Below are 21481 nucleotides of genomic sequence, written 5' to 3' on the forward strand. Positions count from 1 at the left end.
ATGTTCATTAATTATGTTATGGCGGCTTAATTTCAACTAAGCAAAAATAGTATTTTTAAACAGTGATTAAATTGTCGGTTGTAATAATAACCTTCAATGAGGAAAAAAACATTGAACGTTGCCTGCTTTCTGTAAAGGAAGTGGCTGATGAAATAGTGGTTTTAGACTCTTTTAGTGCCGATAAAACAGAAGAGATTTGTAAAAAGCACGGTGTTCGGTTTGTGCAACAAGCTTTTGATGGGCATATTGAACAAAAAAACCGGGCAATAACCTATAGCTCACATAATCACGTACTTTCCCTGGATGCAGACGAAGCCTTAGACAAGCAATTAATAGAATCGATTAAAAAAATTAAGCTGGATTTTAAAAAGGACGGGTATTATATGAACCGTTTAACCAATTATTGCGGGCATTGGGTTAAACATTGTGGCTGGTATCCGGATAAGAAGTTAAGATTGTGGGATAAAAGTAAGGGCGCGTGGACCGGAATGAATCCCCACGATCGATACGAATTGTTTAATGGTGATGAGCATACCGGATTTTTAAAAGGTGATATTTTACATTATAGTTATTATACGATTGAGGATCACTATAAGCAGGTAGATTATTTCACCTCAATTGCCGCCAAAGCTTATTTAGCCAAAGGAAAAAATGCGGCTTTTTATAAACTTTTTGTTAATCCAATTGCAAAGTTTATTGATCATTATGTTTTGCATTTGGGATTTTTAGATGGATTGGCCGGATATCGAATTTCAAAAATTTCAGCTTATGCCACTTATTTAAAATATAAAAAAATCAGGAGTTTGTATAGTGGAAAATAAACCGGTTTACATCATAAGCAGAACAGATAGTATCGGCGATGTTATATTAACCTTGCCCATGTTAGGCCTTTTAAAAAAAAATTGTCCGGCCTGTAAAATCATTTTTTTAGGTAAACGTTATACAGAAGATGTAGTACTGGCCAGTGAACATGTGGATGAGTTTTTGGATTATAACGAGATTGAAAAAAAAGATATTCAAAATCAAATTGAAGCATTACAATCTTATAAAGCAACGCATTTCATTCATGTTTTTCCTGTAAAATCAATAGCCTTACTTGCCAAAAAAGCAAAAATTCAAAATCGAATAGGTACAACTAATCGTTTGTATCATTGGACAACTTGTAATCGGCTTATCTCGCTTTCTCGAAAAAATTCTGATTTACATGAGACCCAATTGAATATTAAATTACTGGAAAAGATTATTGAAAGTACAGAGGTGAGCCTAAATGAAATTCCGAATTTGTATGGATTTACGAAGCTCAAATCTTTTGAACATGAAAGCCTGAGTTTACCTACAAAAGATAAATTTAATATTATTATTCACCCCAAATCGAAAGGAAGTGCTTTGGAATGGGGATTAGAGAATTTTAAAAAATTAATTGATTTATTGCCATCCGAAAAATATCGAGTTTTTATTAGTGGAACTGCAGATGATGAATTAGCTATGAAGGAATTTATTTTAGATAATCCAAAGGCCATAAACATAAGCGGTAAACTTTCATTACAACAATTTATTCCGTTTATCAAGGCTTGTGATGCATTAGTGGCTGCAAGCACCGGGCCTTTGCATATTGCTTCGGCAGTAGGAATAAAAGCTATTGGATTATTTTCATCTCGCCGACCAATTCATCCGGGTCGATGGAAGCCAGTAGGAATAAATTCGCATGCTTTGGTATTTGATCCAAATTGCGTTACCTGTGCAAAGGGTAAATATTGTGAATGCATTAAACAAATAAATCCGCAACAAGTGGTAAATTTACTGGAGAATAAATGAAGGAGTTTAAAGATAAAGTTGTTTGGATAACGGGTGCCTCTTCCGGCATTGGTGAAGCTTTGGCCATTGATTTAGCTAAAAAAGGATGTAGATTGATTCTTTCGGCACGCAGGGAGAATGAACTAAAAAGAGTAGGGGAGAATACCAAATTACCTCCGTTGGATTTGATGATATTACCGCTTGATTTAATAAACACATCAAACGCAAGTGCATGGGTAGCTCAAATTATAAATCATTTCGGCAGAATAGATATACTGATTAATAATGGTGGAATGAGTCAACGAAGTTCTCTACTGGAAACTACGGTTGAAATAGAAAGAGAATTGATGGAAGTAAATTATTTTGCGCAAGTAAATATAGCTAAAGCTGTATTGCCATATATGATTAAACAAAAAAGCGGATCAATTGTGGTGATAAGTAGTATAGTTGGGAAATTCGGATTCTATTTAAGATCATCGTATAGTGCGGCAAAACATGCTTTGCATGGTTATTTTGAATCTTTAAGACTAGAGAATGAAAATAAAGGAATAAAAGTAATGATGGTTTGTCCGGGTAAAATAAAAACTTCTGTTTCCTTAAATGCAGTAATAGCCGACGGAAATAAACACAATCAAATGGATCCGAGTCATGAAAATAGCATGAGTGCAGAACAGTGTGCGGCTATAATAATAGAAGGCATAATAAATAATAAACATGAAATTTTTGTGGGCGGTAAGGAATTACTAATGATTAAAATTAAAAGATTTTTTCCGACCTGGTTTTCAAAATTAATAAGGAAACAAAGTCCTTATTAAACTATTTCAGCATTAAATAAAATTGCAAAATTCTTTTTAAGTTTTTCTTTCACTTCCTGTATATTCAATTCTCTTCCCAATTCAGCTTTCATACTGGTTACTTTTTTATTAGTAATTCCACAAGGAATAATATTATTGAAGTAGTTTAAATCGGTATTGATGTTAAATCCCCAACCGTGCATGGTTACCCAACGGCTGCATCGCACGCCCATGGCACAAATTTTACGAGCCTGTAATGGATTTCCCGAATCAATCCAAACACCGGTTTCGCCCGGGCTTCGTTCACTCTTTATTCCATACTCTTCTAATGTAACAATTATAGTTTCTTCTAATAATCTCAAATACTTATGTATATCCGTAAAAAAATTATCTAAGTCAAGTATAGGATAAGCAACCAATTGTCCGGGACCATGATAAGTGATATCTCCGCCTCTGTTTATTTTATGGTATTCGGCGCTTTTTTCTCGCAGTTGTAATTCATTTAGCAATAGGTTTTTTTCATCCCCACTTTTACCTAAAGTGTAAACATGCGGGTGTTCCACAAAAAGTAAATAATTTGGAGTGGTGATTTTTTCTTCTTCTGCTAAATCTCTATTTAAGGTTTTAATTCGAACAACCTCTTCAAACAATTCCTCTTGGTAATTCCAGCATTCCGAATAGTTCATTAAACCAAGATCGCGAAATATGATCTTATTATTTTTCAAATTTAATCTGATTAGTAAATCAGAATTTAGAAAGTTCTGATTTTAAATGGTTGATTACGTTTACTTCAACCGGGTCAATAGCACGAATGTCGGCAATGTAACAACTAATCCAATCCCCAATATTAATTAAGTATAAAAACTGTTCCAATTTACTTTCGCCTTTTGCTTCAATGTCTATTACTCCCGAAGAATATTTTTCAAATATGGGTTTGCAAATTTCATATCTTTTCTTTGTTCGCTTATAATCAAATGAAGTATGAAATGTAAGTACAGCTAAATTATCATTCTTGGTAGTCCATCCTACTAATTCATTATGATTCATTTCAGGAAAAACATGATGCCAGCACAACATTTTACTATTTTCATTTATTTGTTGTCTGAAACGAACAGAAACGCCCTCGCAAGATCCTAAGGAGTATATAACCGGAATTTTATTAGAGATTTTTGATGCTATTTGTTGCGCCTTTGTTTTGATGTTGTTTTTTTCTTGATCTAATAAGTGAATAGCTTTTTTTAAATCTGATAGTAAACTATTTGAGGCAAACCCTTTGGCTATAAATATTTTTATTAATTGAATTAAAGAATAACCTATACAAGAACGAGGAGGATTACCGCCCGGAATTATAATGTGATCTAATTGATGTTGTTTTGCCAATTCATATACTTTTCCTCCGCTACATACACAAACAATTTGCGCCTTTTTTTCCAAAGCTTGTTGCATGGCTTGTAAAGTTTCTTCTGTATTCCCCGAATAGCTTGAGATAATTACTAAAGTATTAGGGCCAGTGAAGGCCGGTAAAAAATAATCTTTATTAATTATGACCGGAACAGTACAGCTATCTGAAATCAGTTCTGATAGTATTGTACCTCCAATTCCGGAGCCACCTAATCCGCTAATAATGATTTGATGAATGTTTTCAGACTTACTTATAATAGCTTGGTTAGCTATAGTCAAACCTTCATTCAATTGATCAACGAAACTTTCTACAAGTTCTTTCATGTTGCAAAAGTAATAGAATAAATCCTTTTCTTATTTAATTTGTAATTTGTTCTCGTCTATTAAAGCTTTCACCTTTAATATGCCAACCATGCTTAATGAATCAGTTATCTCACCATTCATAACCATCTCATAAGCTTTCTGAAAAGGAACTTTCATAATTTTCAAATCCTCATTTTCATCTGGTTCAGCTATTCCTTCAGTTAAATCTGTTGCTAAGTATATGTGACTATATTCATCACTCACCGAATTGCTGGTGTGCATATTACAAATTAACTCGTAACTCATTGCTGTTAAGCCTGTTTCCTCTTTAAGTTCTCTTTTTGCGGACTCCAAAGGATCGGTATTTAAAGGGCCTCCGCCTTCAATTATTTCCCAACTATATGCGTTTAAAGGGTAGCGCCACTGCCCTACAAGCCACGTATTTAGCTGATTATCAATAGGTATGATGCCAATTGCCAGATTTTTAAAATGCACCGTACCATAAACACCTTGCGTTCCGGAAGGGGTAATTACATCATGTTTTTCTACTTTAATCCAAGGCGTTTCAAGTTTTATTTCACTTTTAAGTGTTTTCCAGGGATTAATTGGTCGTACTTCAGTCATTGAAAGTCTAAATTAACTCTTTTATTGCATAGTTTCACACACCCATTCTGTTGATTAAGTCCTTAATTTAACTTATTTTAGTAACCAATTACTCTTTAGCTTCGTAATAGTTTAGCATGAGGTTCAGGCTTATTTTAATTTTCTCTATTCTTTTTGCGTTTGTTAAAGCACAGCAAACGGGTTCTTTTAATTCAAACCCCTCATGCGCTACATGGACGGTTATAAAACCGAGTTGTAGCCCGGGATGTGATGCCAAAATTATTTTAACGATTGCTCAACCTTCTTGTTTTGCCGGCGGTCCTTACACTTTACCTTACAGTATAGCTATTGCGCCCAGTGGAACTTGCCCTTTACCAACCGGTAGCGGTACTTATAACCCCGGCACGTATACCATCAGTACTGATGCTTGTGCTTGTTTGGGTTTATATTTCATTTCAATTACCGACAATAGTGCAACATTATTTGATTTCGCGAATGTACCGGTGAATCAACCGAGTATTCAAAGAACTCCGGGAACTTTAGGTACTGTCACATGCGCTCCACCTGTTGCTTGTAATGGGTCAGTTAGCCAGATATATTTTAATGCTACTGCCCCTTATAATTTCACAGTTACTCCACCTTCAGGAGCACCAATTAACACAGTTTCTAATGGCCCATTAACCAATACGGGATTGTGTGCGGGTATAATGACTGTTAACGTTTTGGATGCCCAGGGTTGCACGGCAACTTTCACAAATAACATCCCGGGTCCGGCTGCTTTTAATTGGGGATCATCCACCCAAAGTGTAACTTGTTTTGGATTTTGTGACGGTGCTGCAGTTGTGTCTCCTACAGGGGGAACATCGGGATATACAATAAATTGGAGTACAGGTGCAACAAGTGTTATTGCCGCAGGTCAAACCGCATCCATCACCGGATTGTGCGCAAACGCAATAATTAGTGCGTCTGTTACCGATGCAAACGGTTGCGTTTACCCTCCCTTTACCACAACAATTACCGGCCCCCCTCAATTAACAGTAACCTCAAACGCAACCATGGTATCGTGTCCTGGAGGAACAAACGGCGCCATATCGCTAACCGTTAGTGGGGGAATTGCCCCTTACAATTTCACATGGACGCCAGGCCCCGGCGCCAATTCACCTAGCATTACTGGTTTAGGTGTAGGAGGACAAACAGTTACAATTTCTAATAATGGTGGACTATGTACAACCACCTTAGGATTTAATATTACAGGTCCAAATGCCTGGACAATAAATCCTGTTGTCACACATGTACAATGTAATGGTTTGGCAAATGGCTCGGCATCATTAGGTGTAGACCCCGCCAGTGGAAATGGAGGCCCATTTCAATATACTTGGTCGCCTGTACCTGGAGGCGGACAAGGTACTGGAACGGTTACCGGGTTAACAGCACAAAATTATACAGCGGTGATAGCAGATATTACCGGTTGTACAACCTTAGCGATTATTTCTGTTACAGCTCCTCCGGCATATACGGTTGCAGTTACTACGCAGTCATTATTATGTTTTAATGTTTGTACAGGAGGTGCCTCAGTAACAGTTTCGGGTGGTACCGGACCTTATTCATTTACCTGGAATCCTAATCCTCCGGCAGGACAGGGAACCGGAACAATTTCCAATTCATGTGCTAATTCTTATACAGTAAATATTTTAGATGCTCAAGGTTGTCCAACAAGTACAACTGTTGTAATTACGCAACCTTCTAGTATTACGCCAAATGTTTCATCATCATCAATCACCTGTGCCGGTGCTTGTAACGGGGTAATCACGGCCTCTCCAAGCGGTGGAAATTCGCCTTATACTTATACTTTGTTATTGCCCGGCGGAGGCACAACTACAGCCGGCCCAAGTTTGACCGCATCGTTAACAGGATTGTGCGTAGGAATTCACACTTTAATTATTGGAGGAACCACGGGTTGTACACAAAGCTTTACTTTTAATATTCAAGAACCAAACCCTTTAATTGCAAATATTGTATCAACTTCGGTAACTTGTTTTAATGGTTGTAATGGAACGGTAGCCGGAAATGTTATAGGCGGAAGTCCGGGTTATTCTTTTTTATGGACTACTCCAACAGGAACGGCCTCAGGTCCGGCGCTAGCTGGCCAATGTGCTGGTAATTATACTCTAATTGTTACAGATGCCAATAGTTGTACTGCAACAGCAACAGCTACATTGGCAGAACCTACACAAATTACAGTAACAATTACACCAACTAATCCGAGTTGCAATGGTAATTGCAATGGAATATTAAATGCAAATGTAGGAGGTGGTACGCCGGGATATACGCTTTCTTGGTCAAATGGATTCATAGGAAATCCAAATATTAACCTTTGTGCAGGAAATTATACGCTTACCGTAAATGATGCAAATAATTGTACAGTTGCAGTTACGCAATCACTTACAAATCCCCCAAATATTACAATAACTGTCAATACCTCTAGCCCAAGTTGTGCAGGAGGTTGTAATGGCTCTGCAACAATAACGCCTTCTGGAGGAACTCCGGGTTATACAATCCAATGTAATGTGCCACCACTCGTTTCAAATACAACGGGAATAATTTCCGGATTGTGTACAGGGAATTATATCGCCACAGTCATTGATGCAAATAACTGTAGCCAACCTGTCGTATTCAGTATTAATAATCCGCCTGCTTTAAGTATAGTTGTAAATAGTGTTCAAACAAGTTGTAATGCATGTACAGGTGGAGCAACAATTACGCCTTCAGGTGGAACTCCAACTTACGCCATTGTATGGACTAACACTTTAGGCGCAACAGTAGGAACAACTTCTGCAATGACAGGTCTTTGTCCGGGAAATTATACAGTAACGGTTACGGATGTTGCAGGGTGTATTGCAACTGCAAATATTTTAATTCTCCAAACAGTGAATGTTTCCATTGCAATTGCTGGATCCGGAATTTTATGTTTTAATGCATGTACAGGAACAGCTGTAGCAACTCCTACAGGTGGTAGTGCCCCTTATAATTTTACATGGACACCTTCGGGTCAAAATACACAAACCGCAACAGGCCTTTGCGCCGGAGTTCATACGGTTTTAGTAACAGATCAGTTCTTATGTTCTAATACTGCCACAATTAATTTTGTGAATCCTCCAGATATAATAGTTGCCACTTCACAAACTAACATTCCATGTGCTGGATTTTGCAATGGCGCAATTTCAGCAACAGCCTCTGGTGGAACGGGCGTTCTTACCTATTCATGGCTTCCGGGCGGACAAAGTACTTCTTCAATAACTAACCTGTGTGTTGGCGGATACACACTTATTGTATTCGATGCGAATAATTGTTCTAAGCAATTTACTTTTGATATAGTTTCTAATCCTTCTATCACTGCAACTTTTACTGCTACAAGTCCAACCGGTTGCGGTGTTTCGAATGGAAGTATTTGTGTAACCGCAAGTGGCGGTAATGGCGGACCCTATACTTATACCTGGACACCCGGGGTGAGTAATGCAAGTTGTGCAACCGGTTTAGGAGCTGGAGCATATTCTGTAATTATTTCAGACGGTGTTTGTACCAATACTATTGCTACTGCATTATCCAATCCTGCTGGCCCTTCTTTAACGCCGGTATCAACTTCCGTCTCCTGTTTTGGTGGAAATAACGGTGGGGCTACGGTAACCGCAAGTGGTGGTGGTCCTTATACTTTCACCTGGTCGCCAGCAACTGCCTCTGCCGTTGTTGGGGCTACTACAACAGCAGGATCTTTAAATTCCGGAACCTATAATATTTCCGTTCAGGATATGATAACGAATTGTATCACTTCACAAACTATAAATATTCTTGGACCGCCGGCTTTAACAGTCACGTCTTCATTCACTAATCCACTTTGTAATACAAGCAATAATGGAACAATAGTAATTAATACAAGTGGAGGCACGCCCGGTTATAATTTCGCCTGGACTCCTACAACAGGAATTGTTGGACAAGGAACGCAAACGGTTTCGAGTTTATCACCGGCAATTTATACGGTAACGATAACAGATGCTAATTCATGTGTGCAAACCCGCACATTTAATGTTGTTGCTCCGCCAGCAATTACACTAACCGCAACATTCACAAACGTGTTGTGTTTTAATGCATGTAATGGATCTGCGTTAGCTAACGGTTCGGGAGGCACAGCCCCGATAACTTACTCTTGGCTTCCTGTTGGTGGATTTGCAGGAGCGATAACAGCTTCTATTAACGGATTATGTCCAAATATTTATACCGTAATTGCCACTGATGGTAATGGTTGTTCGGCCACTACTACAGTATCTGTTACAGAACCTCCTCAGCTAACTGCTACATTAACTTCAATAGGCGCTTCTTGTTCAAATTCTTGTAATGCATCTGCAACAGTTGCAGCCATTGGTGGTACGCCTGTTCTCACCTATTCTTGGACTGGTTCGCCTGTAACTACACCAACCATTAATGGATTATGTGCAGGCAATTATTCTGCTACGGTTAGCGATGGGAATGGTTGTTTTACGGTAATGCCTTTTGTTATTGCCACGGTTACCCCATTCACAGCAACTCTAGTACCTACAAATCCGTTATGTAATAGTTCATGTAATGGAAGTATTACCACCAATCTTGCCGGAAATCAGGGAACCGTTAGTTTTAATTGGGCACCGGCGGGAACAGGGCAAAATCCAACCGGATTATGTGCCGGAAATTATACTTTAATTGCAACCGACGCCGCTTCATGTCAGGCGAATGCGGTTGTAACGCTTACAAACCCACCGGCGGTTTTAGCAAATATAACAACCACAAACCCTTCTTGTAATGGAAATTGTAATGGCGCTGCCATTAGTAATGCTACCAATGTAACTGCTCCGGTTAGTTTTACTTGGTTACCCGGCGGACAAAATACACCTTCTATTTCTTCTCAGTGTGCCGGTAATTTCACATTAACAATTGTTGACAATAATAGTTGTACAGTTACTCAAACCTTTGCTTTGGTTAACCCTCCTGCTTATACGATTGTCCCTTCTGCGGCACCTGCTAGTTGTGGTTTAAATAATGGATCAATCACTGTAGTTGTTTCTGGTGGAACTCCAACTTATAATATTGCTTGGCAACCAGGTGGAATCCCTAACGGTTCAGTTGCTACCGGTTTAGGAGCCGGAATTTATACAGTTAATATAACAGACATAAATAATTGTACAAACTCTCTTACTATTCCGTTAAGTAATGCCAATGGTCCAAGTGTAACTCCGGTAAGTTCTACAAGTATTACTTGTAATGGAGCTTGCACAGGAGGAGCAACCGTTAACTTAGTGCTAATTTCCGGAGGAACCGGTCCATATACCGCAAATTGGTTAGTGCCTCCTGCCCCGAGTTCAGTTAACCCTATTAATGGTTTATGTGCCGGAACTTACACTGCACAAATTACTGATTCTAGTTTACCAAGTGCTTGTACCATGTTTACAACGGTAACCATTGCCGAGCCTCCTCCATTAATTATTAATCCAAGCTTTACTTTACCAACATGTAACGGAATTTGTAATGGAACTATAGTATTGAATACTTCCGGAGCAACTCCTGGTTATACCTACAATTGGTCTCCGCTTGGTCCAAATAACTCACCAACCTTAACAAGTGCTTGTGCCGGAGATTATACCATTCAAATTACAGACGCAAACGGCTGTCTTTCTACAGAAACTGTGAATTTACCGGCAACGTTAAATATGACAGCTTTATTCAACACATCGCAAAATCCTTGTTTTGGAAATTGTGTAGGCTCAATCACGATTACGCCTTCGGGTGGTGCGCCGGTGATGAATACCAGTTGGAGTAATGGACAATTCGGAAATGTTGCGAGTAATTTATGCAATGGCACGTATACAGCTTTAGTTACTGATGGAAATGGTTGTTTTAACACGTTCACGCAAACGATTAATTCCCCAACTCAAATTACAGCCACATCATCTATTGCTGCTCCGGGATGTAGTTTATGTAATGGCTCGGCAACTATTACTCCTTCCGGTGGAACAGGAGCTCCATATCAGTTTAATTGGACCAACAGCGCAACTACTTCCGTGGTAAATAATTTATGTGCAGGATTATATCAAGTATTAATCACTGACGCCAATAGCTGTACAGTAACACAAAATGTTTTAATTAGTAGTAACAGCGGTATTACCGGAGAAACATTTACTACACAAAATGTAAGTTGTTTTGGATTATGTAATGGTGGAGCTACTGTTAGTCCAATCGGTGGGGCACCGGTAATTACATTTAGTTGGATCGCACCTTCTTCAACATTAAGTTCAATTAATAATTTATGTCCGGGAGATTATTTTGTCCAAATGACTGATGCGAATGGATGTGTACGAACTGCTTCTACATCTATAAGCGCTGTAAATGTTTTAACTGTAAATCCTTTTGTTTTCCCACCAACTTGTGGAAATAATGACGGTTCTATTAGTATTGTACCTTCCGGTGGAACTCCTGGATACACGATAAACTGGCTACCTCCAATTGTTAGTTCAGGCACAACAGTAACAAATTTAGGCGCCGGTGTATATGGAGTGTCAATTACAGATGCGGCAGGATGTACCTATACTCAAACATTCACATTTAGCAATCTAACAGCGCCTGCATTAACACACACTCAAACAAATGTAAATTGTTTTGGTGCTTGTACAGGTTCAATTATTGCGGAAGCCACCGGAACTAGCACACCATTTACTTATACGTGGAGCACAGGAGCAAATGGTCCAGTAGTCACTAGTTTATGTTCCGGATTAGTTACATTAACCGTCATTGCCAGTGATGGCTGTCGCGCATTCCAAACATTCACAATTACAGAAAATCAAAAATTACAATTGAGTATTACCAATACCGTTCAGCCAATGTGCGCTGATGATTGTAACGGACAAATAACCTTAATTCCAAGCGGAGGTACGCTACCTTATACATTCTTATGGTCACCTTCGAGTATGACCACAAATCCAGCCACAAGTCTTTGTGCCGGCCCTGGTAGCCTAACGGTTTACACCGGTACGGTAACTGATGCTTTAGGTTGTACTATCAATGAAACGGTAACTTTAGTTAATCCGGCAACATTAACAGCTGTGAGTTCATTAACAAATTCTTCTTGTAGCTCCATTGCAGACGGTTCTGCAACCGTATTACCAGCGGGCGGCACACCTACATTTAATATTAATTGGAGTGGTCCAAATTCTTTTACGGCAAATACACAATCCATAAATAATGTTTTAGCTGGTGATTATACTGTTACGGTGGTTGATTCAAAAAGCTGTACGCAAACCAGCACATTAACAATTGTACCTACAATTTCTATAACAGCAGATGCAGGACGAGATACTTCTTTCTGTGATTTAGGTTCAATTATATTAACCGGAACTAATTCATCTGGTGCTGTTCAATATGAATGGCTTCAAATGCCAATTCCTTCACCTACCATTGCAGCAACTTCCTCAGTTTTGGTTAATCCGCCGACAGGAACTCACACCTTTGTTTTAATTACTACTTCAAGCGTATTAGCATGTAAAGACACAGATTTTGTTGTTGTAAATTCATTAGCATTACCATTTGTTGATGCAGGGCCTTCATTCACAATCCCAATTTTTTCTAACATAACCATTGGTGGAGCTCCAACTTCTACGGGTGCAGCAACTTTCACTTGGTTACCTGCAGGAACTTTAGATAATCCGTTTATCGCTAATCCTATAGCTTCAAATACAGTAGATGTAACTTATACGGTAATAGTGGTTGATCCGGCAACAGGCTGTACGGCTAGCGATACTGTAAGAGTAGTTTTATATCCGCAAATCATTATTCCTAATGGCTTTAGTCCGAATGGAGATACAAAGAATGATAAATGGGTTATTGATAATATTCAACAATTCCCTGAAAATACAGTTGAAGTGTATAATAGATGGGGTGAATTATTGTTTTATCGAAAGAATTATCAATCTGATTTTGATGGTAGATTTAATGGAAAGGATTTGCCTGTTGGTACCTATTATTATGTTATTAATTTAAATCATCCGGCTTACACAAAACCATATACTGGGCCATTAACTATTTTCAGGTAAAATGAAAAAATATCTATACATATTTATTTTTAGTCTTCTACTTGTGTTCGTTAATGCGCAACAATTACCACAGTATACTCAGTATATGCTGAATGAATTGGCTATAAATCCTGCAGTATCCGGGAAAGAGGAATATGCCGATGTGAGAACTAATAACAGGTTACAATGGATAGGAATTACCGATGCTCCACGTACCTATATGCTAACTGCACATGGTCCAATCAAAGATAAAAATATGGGATTAGGTATGAATTTGTATACTGATATCGTTGGCCCGACAAGAAGAACCGGGATTAATTTCTCTTATGCCTATCATTTAAAATTAAAGGAAGATTTGCATTTATCAATGGGATTAAGCGCCGGAGTGTTACAGTGGGGTATAGACGGACACAAACTAATTCTTCATGATCCAGGCGATGAGAATTTGCTAGTGAATTATCAAACTACTTACGTGCCCGACTTTGGAACAGGGATTTATTTTCATAAAAAAGATCGATTTTATTTCGGATTTAGCGTGCCTCAATTGTATCAGGCTAAAATTGGTTTATATGAAAAAAATAGTAAAAGTCGATTGGCCAGCCATTATAATTTAAACGGCGCTTACAAATTTGATTTAAACGAGGATTTTAAAATTGAACCCTCTTTTTTAGTAAAATATGCAATTCCGGCTCCACCTAAATTTGATGGCGGATTAAGAGTTATTTACAAGGAAACAATTTGGCTAGGAGGGGCTTATCGCCATAACGATTCCTTTACCGCGTTAATCGGATATCTTTATAAAAACTATTTAATGGTGGGCTATTCATATGATTATACAACAACCAACATCAGAAAATATTCCACCGGCACTCATGAACTTATGCTTGGCATACGTTTTACTAAAAAACAGTCTTCCGCCTGGGAGCAAGAGGTAGAAAAATAAGTCAAATTTCCTGACAGTTAAGCCGTTCAAGGTTGCTTACAATCAAGCTGTGGAATTTTAAATATTCCCTTGGTTCCAAGTCGTTATTTAGAATCATTATAAATTACAAACTCTGTTAAAAAAAATAAAAAAAACCGAGTGTAATTCTCAATCTTCTGTTAAATTTGCCATCGTTAATGTCATTTAATTGTCATTAGAAAAGACTTAAAAAGATTTAAATTTTCTCATTTTCATATGAAAAAAAACATGTCCCGAACATTGGTCAAAAGTTTGCTCACGGCAATCTTTTCGCTGTTCGTATTTACAAAGGCAGTCTATTCACAGGATGGAGCCAAACTTTTTAAACAGAATTGTGCATCCTGCCATGCTTCTCATACCGATCAGAAGTTAACGGGTCCGGGATTAAAGGGTGTTTTCGATCGCGCTCCAAAGGGAGATTGGTTAAAAAACTGGATTCTTAATAATGAAAAACTGATTAAAAGCGGTGATGCCTACGCCAATAAAATTTATGGTGATTTCGGTAAAGCCGCAATGACGGTTTTTGAAGGTCAGTTGACTTCAGAAGATGTTGATGCAATTATCGGATTTTTAAAAGCTCCTGCTCCCGCTGCTCCTGGTAAAGGACCATCTTCTGCAGTCGCTACTGAAGATGTTGAAGAGGAGAATGTAGGTATTGAACCATTATATTTAGTTTTAGCTGTTATTGTAATCCTAGCTTTATTAATTGGCGCCATAAGAAGTGTAAGAACTTCTATTCAAAATGCAGTTAATCGTAAAGAAGGAAAAGCTGAAAATCCTGATGTTTCATTTTGGGAAGAAGCTAAATCTTGGATGGGTTCTAATCGTCGTTTAGTAGGTGTTTTCTGTATCGTGATTGCATTTATGGGAATGAAGTCTTGTTGGGATGCCTGTTTCAGAATCAGTGTTTATTATGATTGGAAAACCCAAAAGGGATATAAGCCAGAACAGCCTATAAAATTCTCTCACAAATTGCACGCTGGTGATAATGAAATAGCTTGTCAATATTGTCACAGTTCTGTAGAAAAGTCTCGTCACTCCGGTATACCTTCGGTTAATATTTGTATGAATTGCCATAAAGGAATTCAAACAGGCCCTAAGTATGGTGAAAAGGAAATCCAAAAAATTTATGATGCGGCAGGTTTTGATCCTAAAACAATGACTTACGACAAGTCAAAAGAAAATCCAATTGCATGGATAAAGGTTCACAATTTACCTGATCATGTATATTTTAATCACTCGCAACACGTGGTTGTTGGTAAGCAAGATTGTGCGAATTGCCATGGGAATGTAAAAGAAATGACAGTTGTTGAACAGAAAAATCCATTAACTATGAAATGGTGTATTGATTGTCACAGAAAAACACAAGTTGCATTTGAAGGCAATGCGTATTACGATCGTATGCATGCGGCATTTAAAAAGAAATATGCCGGTAAGTACGATGCAAAAATGACTGTGGATAAAATAGGTGGATTAGAATGTGGTAAGTGCCATTATTAATTAATAAAAAAATTTAGAATAAAAATACTGATGTCTATGTCAAAAAAGTATTGGAGAGGCCTTCCGGAATTACATAATAGTCCGGAGTTTCAAGAAAAACATAAAAATGAATTTGCAGACCCTCTGCCTATTGATGAGTTTTTGAATGATGAGGCTAATCAAAGTAATGGAACTTCACGTCGTGATTTTTTAAAAGTGATGGGTTTCTCAACAGCAGCTGTTGCTTTAGCAGCCTGTGAAACACCGGTGAATAAATCCATTCCGTATTTAGTTAAACCGGAAGAAGTAACTCCCGGAATTGCTAATTTTTATGCTTCCACATTTTATGACGGACATGATTACGCATCTGTTTTAGTTAAAACGAGAGAAGGGCGACCAATCAAAATTGAGGGAAACGATCTTTCTAAAGTTAGTCACGGCGGAACAAGTGCCCGCGTTCAGGCTTCCATTCTGAGTTTATATGACGGGGCTCGATTAAGAGGACCAAAAGTAAAAGGTGCTGATGCAACTTGGAAAACAGCAGATGATACTGTAGCCGCAGCTTTAAATGCAGGCGGAGCTATTAGAATTCTAAGTTCTACAATTATCAGTCCTTCAACCAAAGCAGTTATTGCTGAATTCAAAGCAAAATATCCAAATACAAAACATGTGATGTATGATGCTATTTCTTATAGCGCACTTGTTTCTGCTAATAAAAATGTTTTTGGAAAATCGGTAATTGCTTCTTATGATTTTTCAAATGCAAATACTATTGTAGGAATTGCTTGTGATTTCTTAGGTAATTGGTTAAATCCAATTGAGTTTGCTAAGCAATATGCAAAAACCAGAAAGGTTACTAAGGAAAAACCCGAAATGAGTAAACATTATCATTTTGAGGCTAATCTTTCTCTTACAGGAGCTAATGCCGATAACAGATATATGGTAAAGCCCTCTGAATTAGGGAAAATTACTGTAGCCTTATTTAATGAAGTTGCCGGTGCAACAGGAAATACAAAAGTTTCCGGTGATGAAAAAATTGGAAATGCTGATGCGGCTAAAGCCATTAAAAAAGCTGCCGAAGAATTATTGAAAAACAAAGGGAAATCCCTAGTAGTTTCCGGTGTAAATGACGAAAATATTCAAACATTAGTAAATGGCATTAATAAAATGCTTGATAATTACGGAAAAACTGTTGATGTTGAATTACATTATAATTTAAAGCAAGGAAATGATGCTGACTTTATTGAATTAATTTCAGATATGGCTGCAGGTAAAGTAGGTGTATTAATGACACACAATTGTAATCCTGTTTATACAAGCCCTGCTTCTTTAAAATTTGCAGATGCTTATAAAAAAGTAGCCACAAAAGTTTCGTTTGCACAAGTGCTGGATGAAACGGCTTCTTTAGCTGATGTTGTTTGTCCTGATCATAATTATTTAGAGTCGTGGGGTGATGCAAATCCAAAACGCGGACACTATTCCTTACAACAACCAACTATTAATCCGATTTTCGCAAAACCTCGCCATGAAGGTACTCGTCAGTTTCAAAACAGTATATTAAAATGGTCAGGTGTAAAAACTGATTATTTAGCATACTTACAAGGGTATTGGAATAATCATATATTTCCTGCACAAGGAAAATTTTTAGATTTTGAATCATTTTGGGCTAACGCTCTTCATGATGGTGTTGTAAAGGTTGCTGTACATAAAGTAGTAAATACAGTTGCGCCAATTGAAAAAGATTCAACCGGAAATCCAATTTTAAATGGAGTTGCTGTTGCAATGGAAGAGGCAGTTTCAGATTCGGTAAAATTGGAAGAGGCACCAAAGGTTCAAAATCCAATAAGCCCTGAAGAGGTTCTTCCTACTCCGGATTATAACAAAGCTGCAACGGCAGCAACATCTTTTAAATCTGCAGCAACTGAAATTTTTGTATATGAAAAAATTGGTTTAGGAAATGGTAACTACAGCAATAACCCATGGTTAATGGAATTACCTGATCCTATTTCTAAGGTGACTTGGGATAATTACATAACCATGTCACCGATTGATGTAAAAGAAATGGGTCTACATGAAATGTTACGTCAAGATATTATTGGTAGCATTGTAGAGTTAACTGTTAATGGTGTAAAATTGGAAGTGCCGGTTTTCCCACAACCAGGTCAAGCTCCCGGTACAATTGGATTAGCATTAGGATATGGTCGTGCAGCTGAAACTTTAAAAGTAGCTAATGGAATAGGGGTAAATGCCTTTCAAGTTTTAACGGTAAGCGGAAATAATATAATTCCATTTTCAGCAGCTACTGTAAGTAAAACAGAAAACACGCATAAATTTGCTGCAACACAAATTCAACATACGATAATGGGACGTGAAGAGTATTTACTTCGCGAAACTTCATTAAACGAATACAAAACAAAAGACAAAAGTTATTACAACCCTGCAGCTGAATTAACGGTACATGGTGGTGGTAAAAAGCATGTGAGTGAAATTGATTTGTATGGTGCTTTTGATCGCCCAAATCATAAGTGGGGATTAACTATAGACATGTCTACATGTATTGGTTGTTCGGCATGTGTAGTAGCATGTACATCTGAAAATAACGTTGCAGTTGTTGGTAAAGAAGAAGTAGCAAAAACCAGAGACATGTTTTGGTTGCGTATCGACAGGTATTATACTTCTAACACGACTAAGCAATCTGCAGATGCACATGGCTTGATGGAAACCAAAAAAATGTACATCGAAATGGAAAATCCTTCGGAGAATCCAAAGGTTACATTCCAGCCAATGATGTGTCAGCATTGTAATCATGCGCCTTGCGAAAATGTTTGTCCGGTATTGGCAACAAGTCATAGTAACGAAGGATTGAACATGATGACTTATAACCGTTGTATTGGAACTCGTTATTGTGCAAATAACTGTCCATTTAAAGTTCGTCGCTTTAATTGGTTTAATTACAATACTAATAATATGTTCACCGACATTAATCCAACTCAATCAGAACTTGGAAGAATGGTGTTGAATCCAGATGTAGTAATCAGAGAGCGTGGTGTAATGGAAAAATGCTCAATGTGTCAACAAAGATTACAAGCTGGGAAATTAGCAGCTAAAAAAGCCGGTACTCCATTGCAAGATGGTTCAATTAAAACAGCATGTCAACAGGCTTGTCCAACAAATGCAATTATTTTTGGTGATGTGAATGATGAAAATGCTGAAGTAACCAAATGGCGTCAGGACGATAAAAATTATGTTCTATTAGAAGAACTTGGGGTCAAACCTACTGTTTCTTATTTACTAAAAGTTAGAAATGTGGATGAGCAAATAACTTTTTATGGTGAAACAGAACGAAAGAAACCTGCTCACGGTGAACATGAAGAACATAAAACGGAAGAAAAACATTCATAATTAATTTTATAAACATATTCATAAAATAATATGCACGCAGAATCGGAAATTAGGATACCATTGATACTCGGAAGCAAAAGCTACCGACAAATCACTGATGATATTATTGCTCCAATTGAGGGAAAAGCAGCTAAAGGTTGGTATACCTTACTAACCATTTGTTCACTTTGTTTCCTTTGGGGTATTGGTTGCCTTGCTTATACAATAGGTGTAGGAATAGGCGCTTGGGGAAGTAATAATGGAGTAGATTGGGCCTGGGATATCACCAACTTCGTATGGTGGATTGGTATTGGTCACGCCGGGACATTAATCTCAGCGGTATTACTATTGTTCCGTCAAAAATGGCGGATGGCCATTAATCGTTCTGCAGAGGCAATGACCATTTTTGCAGTTTGTTGTGCGGCAATTTTCGTGTTATTACATACCGGGCGTCCTTGGTTGGATTATATGTTATTTCCTTTACCAAATCAATTTGGTTCATTGTGGCCAAACTTTAACTCTCCTTTATTGTGGGACGTTTTTGCAGTAACAACTTACGCAACTGTATCAATTGTGTTTTGGTACATTGGATTAATTCCCGATTTCGGCATGATAAGAGACAGAGTAATTAAGCCATGGCAAAAGAAAATGTACGGTTTATTATCATTTGGCTGGGGTGGAAGTGCACGTCACTGGAGTCGTTTTGAAGAAGTTTCTCTTGTTCTTGCAGGATTATCTACTCCACTTGTATTCTCAGTTCACTCCATAGTATCATTTGACTTTGCTACTTCTGTGGTTCCGGGATGGCATACTACAATTTTCCCTCCTTATTTCGTTTCCGGTGCGGTATTTTCAGGTTTTGCAATGGTATTAACTTTGATGCTAATCGTACGTAAGATTTATAAGTTAGAACATTACTTAACCATTAAGCACATCGAATACATGAATATTGTAATCATTACCACAGGTTCTATTGTTGGCGTTGCCTATTTGACCGAGTTATTTGTTGCATGGTATAGTGGCGTTGAGTGGGAACAATATGCTTTCCTTAATCGTGCTACCGGACCATTAGCCTGGAGTTATTGGATTATGATGAGTTGTAACGTATTATCACCTCAATTATTTTGGATAAAAAAAATCAGAACTTCAATTGTAGCAACTTTTATTCTTTCTATTGTTGTGAATATAGGAATGTGGTTTGAACGTTTTGTAATTATTGTTCCAACACTTTGTAGGACCTATTTACCTTCAACTTGGAATACCTATACGCCATCATTTATTGATATTGGAATTTTTGTTGGAACAATTGGAATGTTCGGTACCTTATTCTTACTCTTTTCCCGTTTCTTCCCGGTAATTGCTCAAGCCGAATTAAAAACAATATTAAAAAGCTCAGGACAATCACAAAAAGAAGCCGCAAAAGCACATTCACATTAATAAAGACTTGAAATAACATGGGATCAAAAGCAATAAATAAAAACATTATACACGGAATCTTCGGAGATGAAGAGCCGCTGTTGGCTGCTTGTAAAAAATTAAGAGCTGCCGGTATACGTGTAAAAGACGTATTTTCTCCGATGCCAATTCACGGCATTGATGGAGTAATTGGTGTTCCACGGACTCGTATGGCTATTTGTGCATTCATTTACGGACTTACAGGAACTGGATTGGCTACGCTAATGATGTGGTATATGATGGTGTCTGATTTTCCTAATGACGTTGGTGGTAAACCAAATTGGCTTTACTACTTAAATATCCCAGCTTTCATTCCAATAACTTTTGAATCTGCTGTGTTTTGCGCTGCACATGGAATGGCATTAACTTATCTTTTACGTTGTTGGCTTGTTCCTGGAACAAAAGCCAAAAACCCTGACCCAAGAACAACGGATGATAAGTTTATGATTTATTTAGAGTTAACCGATGAACAGTCTAAAAAAGCGGAAGAAATAATGAAAAGCAATGGTGCTGAGGAAGTGAACTACAAAGGAACTATCCACATTGAGCCGGAATACGTATTAGAGGAATCACATTAGTATTTTATAAAATGAAAAAAAATAATTTATCAGTTAAACTTTTTATACAGTCCTTTATTTTAGGAGTAATAATAATTGGTTTGACTTCATGCGGTAAAAAGGACGAGAATAGTCCGGGTGTTGAATTTATGCCTGATATGTACCGTTCAGTTTCATTAGAGTATTACAGTACTCATACTATTGATGGAATGGTAGAAAACAATGCGAAACTTCCTGTTGAAGGAACAATTGCGCGTGGATATTTACCTTATTCATACCCAAATACTCCAGAGGGTTACGAAAAAGCAGGGTTAAATTTAAAAAATCCATTAAATGCTAAATCTCGAGAGGAATATGAGGTAGAAGGAGAAGTTATATACGGAAAGTTTTGCACGCATTGTCATGGAGCAAGTGGTGCTGGCGATGGTAAGGTTTCTGATAAATTACCCGGACCTCCGCCTGCATATAATGGGGCTTTAAAAAACCTACCAGAAGGAAAAATATTTCATTCTATCACTTATGGTAAGGGAACTATGGGCTCCCATGCTAGTCAGTTAACACAGGACGAACGTTGGAAATTGGTGTATTTTGTACAAAAATTACAGGGGCCTAAAGAAGTTCCGTTAGCTGATAGTACAGCAGCCAAAGTAAAATAACATTTGA

13 protein-coding genes are annotated in these 21481 nt (G+C 37.7%); 10 read left to right on the forward strand and 3 right to left on the reverse strand.

Annotated features, from left to right (window positions below; all coding sequences use genetic code 11):
* Positions 1-62: 62 nt before the first annotated feature.
* From IPM51_16450 to IPM51_16460, 3 genes are read left to right on the forward strand one after another with little or no spacing between them, the layout of a single operon-like run.
* A complete protein-coding gene (locus IPM51_16450) occupies positions 63-821 on the forward strand; it encodes a glycosyltransferase family 2 protein (GenBank protein ID MBK9285887.1) in 759 nt (252 codons plus the stop codon).
* A complete protein-coding gene (locus IPM51_16455; protein ID MBK9285888.1) occupies positions 811-1815 on the forward strand; it encodes a glycosyltransferase family 9 protein in 1005 nt (334 codons plus the stop codon). The genes IPM51_16450 and IPM51_16455 overlap by 11 nt, the downstream gene beginning before the upstream one ends.
* The gene (locus tag IPM51_16460; protein ID MBK9285889.1) at positions 1812-2609 is read left to right on the forward strand and encodes an SDR family oxidoreductase; all 798 of its coding nucleotides are present in this window, start codon (positions 1812-1814) and stop codon (positions 2607-2609) included. The genes IPM51_16455 and IPM51_16460 overlap by 4 nt, the downstream gene beginning before the upstream one ends.
* Here IPM51_16460 and lipB read toward each other — a convergent pair.
* The 3 genes from lipB to IPM51_16475 are packed head-to-tail and all read right to left on the reverse strand — an operon-like array spanning position 2606 to position 4916.
* Entirely contained in the window at positions 2606-3313 is a 708-nt protein-coding gene (gene lipB, locus IPM51_16465) for a lipoyl(octanoyl) transferase LipB (GenBank protein ID MBK9285890.1), read from the reverse strand. The genes IPM51_16460 and lipB overlap by 4 nt on opposite strands.
* 19 nt (positions 3314-3332) lie before the next feature.
* Positions 3333-4313, reverse strand: a complete 981-nt coding sequence (locus IPM51_16470) for a bifunctional phosphoglucose/phosphomannose isomerase (GenBank protein ID MBK9285891.1) — start codon at positions 4311-4313, stop codon at positions 3333-3335.
* A 30-nt stretch (positions 4314-4343) separates the two neighbouring features.
* Positions 4344-4916 carry an NUDIX hydrolase gene (locus IPM51_16475; GenBank protein MBK9285892.1) on the reverse strand — a complete coding sequence of 191 codons (573 nt, stop codon included), beginning with the start codon at positions 4914-4916 and terminating at the stop codon, positions 4344-4346.
* Between the two features lie 116 nt (positions 4917-5032).
* Between IPM51_16475 and IPM51_16480 the strand changes: the two genes are divergently transcribed.
* The 7 genes from IPM51_16480 (at position 5033) to IPM51_16510 (ending at position 21474) form a co-directional block, all read left to right on the forward strand.
* On the forward strand, positions 5033-13006 hold the full coding sequence (locus IPM51_16480; GenBank protein MBK9285893.1) for a gliding motility-associated C-terminal domain-containing protein: 7974 nt from the start codon (positions 5033-5035) through the stop codon (positions 13004-13006).
* Position 13007: 1 nt separating this feature from the next.
* On the forward strand, positions 13008-13928 hold the full coding sequence (locus tag IPM51_16485; protein ID MBK9285894.1) for a type IX secretion system membrane protein PorP/SprF: 921 nt from the start codon (positions 13008-13010) through the stop codon (positions 13926-13928).
* A 234-nt stretch (positions 13929-14162) separates the two neighbouring features.
* Complete coding sequence (locus tag IPM51_16490; GenBank protein ID MBK9285895.1) at positions 14163-15446, forward strand: c-type cytochrome; 1284 nt, start codon at positions 14163-14165, stop codon at positions 15444-15446.
* A gap of 30 nt (positions 15447-15476) precedes the next feature.
* Entirely contained in the window at positions 15477-18827 is a 3351-nt protein-coding gene (locus tag IPM51_16495) for a TAT-variant-translocated molybdopterin oxidoreductase (protein MBK9285896.1), read from the forward strand.
* A gap of 30 nt (positions 18828-18857) precedes the next feature.
* The gene (gene nrfD, locus IPM51_16500; GenBank protein MBK9285897.1) at positions 18858-20243 is read left to right on the forward strand and encodes a polysulfide reductase NrfD; all 1386 of its coding nucleotides are present in this window, start codon (positions 18858-18860) and stop codon (positions 20241-20243) included.
* Between the two features lie 17 nt (positions 20244-20260).
* Positions 20261-20839 carry a DUF3341 domain-containing protein gene (locus IPM51_16505; GenBank protein ID MBK9285898.1) on the forward strand — a complete coding sequence of 193 codons (579 nt, stop codon included), beginning with the start codon at positions 20261-20263 and terminating at the stop codon, positions 20837-20839.
* Positions 20840-20850: 11 nt separating this feature from the next.
* Complete coding sequence (locus tag IPM51_16510; GenBank protein MBK9285899.1) at positions 20851-21474, forward strand: cytochrome c; 624 nt, start codon at positions 20851-20853, stop codon at positions 21472-21474.
* Positions 21475-21481: the final 7 nt, after the last annotated feature.

The sequence above is a fragment of the Sphingobacteriaceae bacterium genome (assembly GCA_016715905.1).
GTDB lineage: Bacteria > Bacteroidota > Bacteroidia > B-17B0 > Aurantibacillaceae > Aurantibacillus.

Coding starts and splice junctions, on each gene's coding strand:
- IPM51_16460 (MBK9285889.1), top strand. CDS start 1,812: ATGAAGGAGTTTAAAGATAAAGTTGTTTGGATAACGGGTGCCTCTTCC.
- IPM51_16470 (MBK9285891.1), bottom strand. CDS start 4,313: ATGAAAGAACTTGTAGAAAGTTTCGTTGATCAATTGAATGAAGGTTTG.
- IPM51_16475 (MBK9285892.1), bottom strand. CDS start 4,916: ATGACTGAAGTACGACCAATTAATCCCTGGAAAACACTTAAAAGTGAA.
- IPM51_16480 (MBK9285893.1), top strand. CDS start 5,033: ATGAGGTTCAGGCTTATTTTAATTTTCTCTATTCTTTTTGCGTTTGTT.
- IPM51_16485 (MBK9285894.1), top strand. CDS start 13,008: ATGAAAAAATATCTATACATATTTATTTTTAGTCTTCTACTTGTGTTC.
- IPM51_16490 (MBK9285895.1), top strand. CDS start 14,163: ATGAAAAAAAACATGTCCCGAACATTGGTCAAAAGTTTGCTCACGGCA.
- IPM51_16495 (MBK9285896.1), top strand. CDS start 15,477: ATGTCTATGTCAAAAAAGTATTGGAGAGGCCTTCCGGAATTACATAAT.
- nrfD (MBK9285897.1), top strand. CDS start 18,858: ATGCACGCAGAATCGGAAATTAGGATACCATTGATACTCGGAAGCAAA.
- IPM51_16505 (MBK9285898.1), top strand. CDS start 20,261: ATGGGATCAAAAGCAATAAATAAAAACATTATACACGGAATCTTCGGA.
- IPM51_16510 (MBK9285899.1), top strand. CDS start 20,851: ATGAAAAAAAATAATTTATCAGTTAAACTTTTTATACAGTCCTTTATT.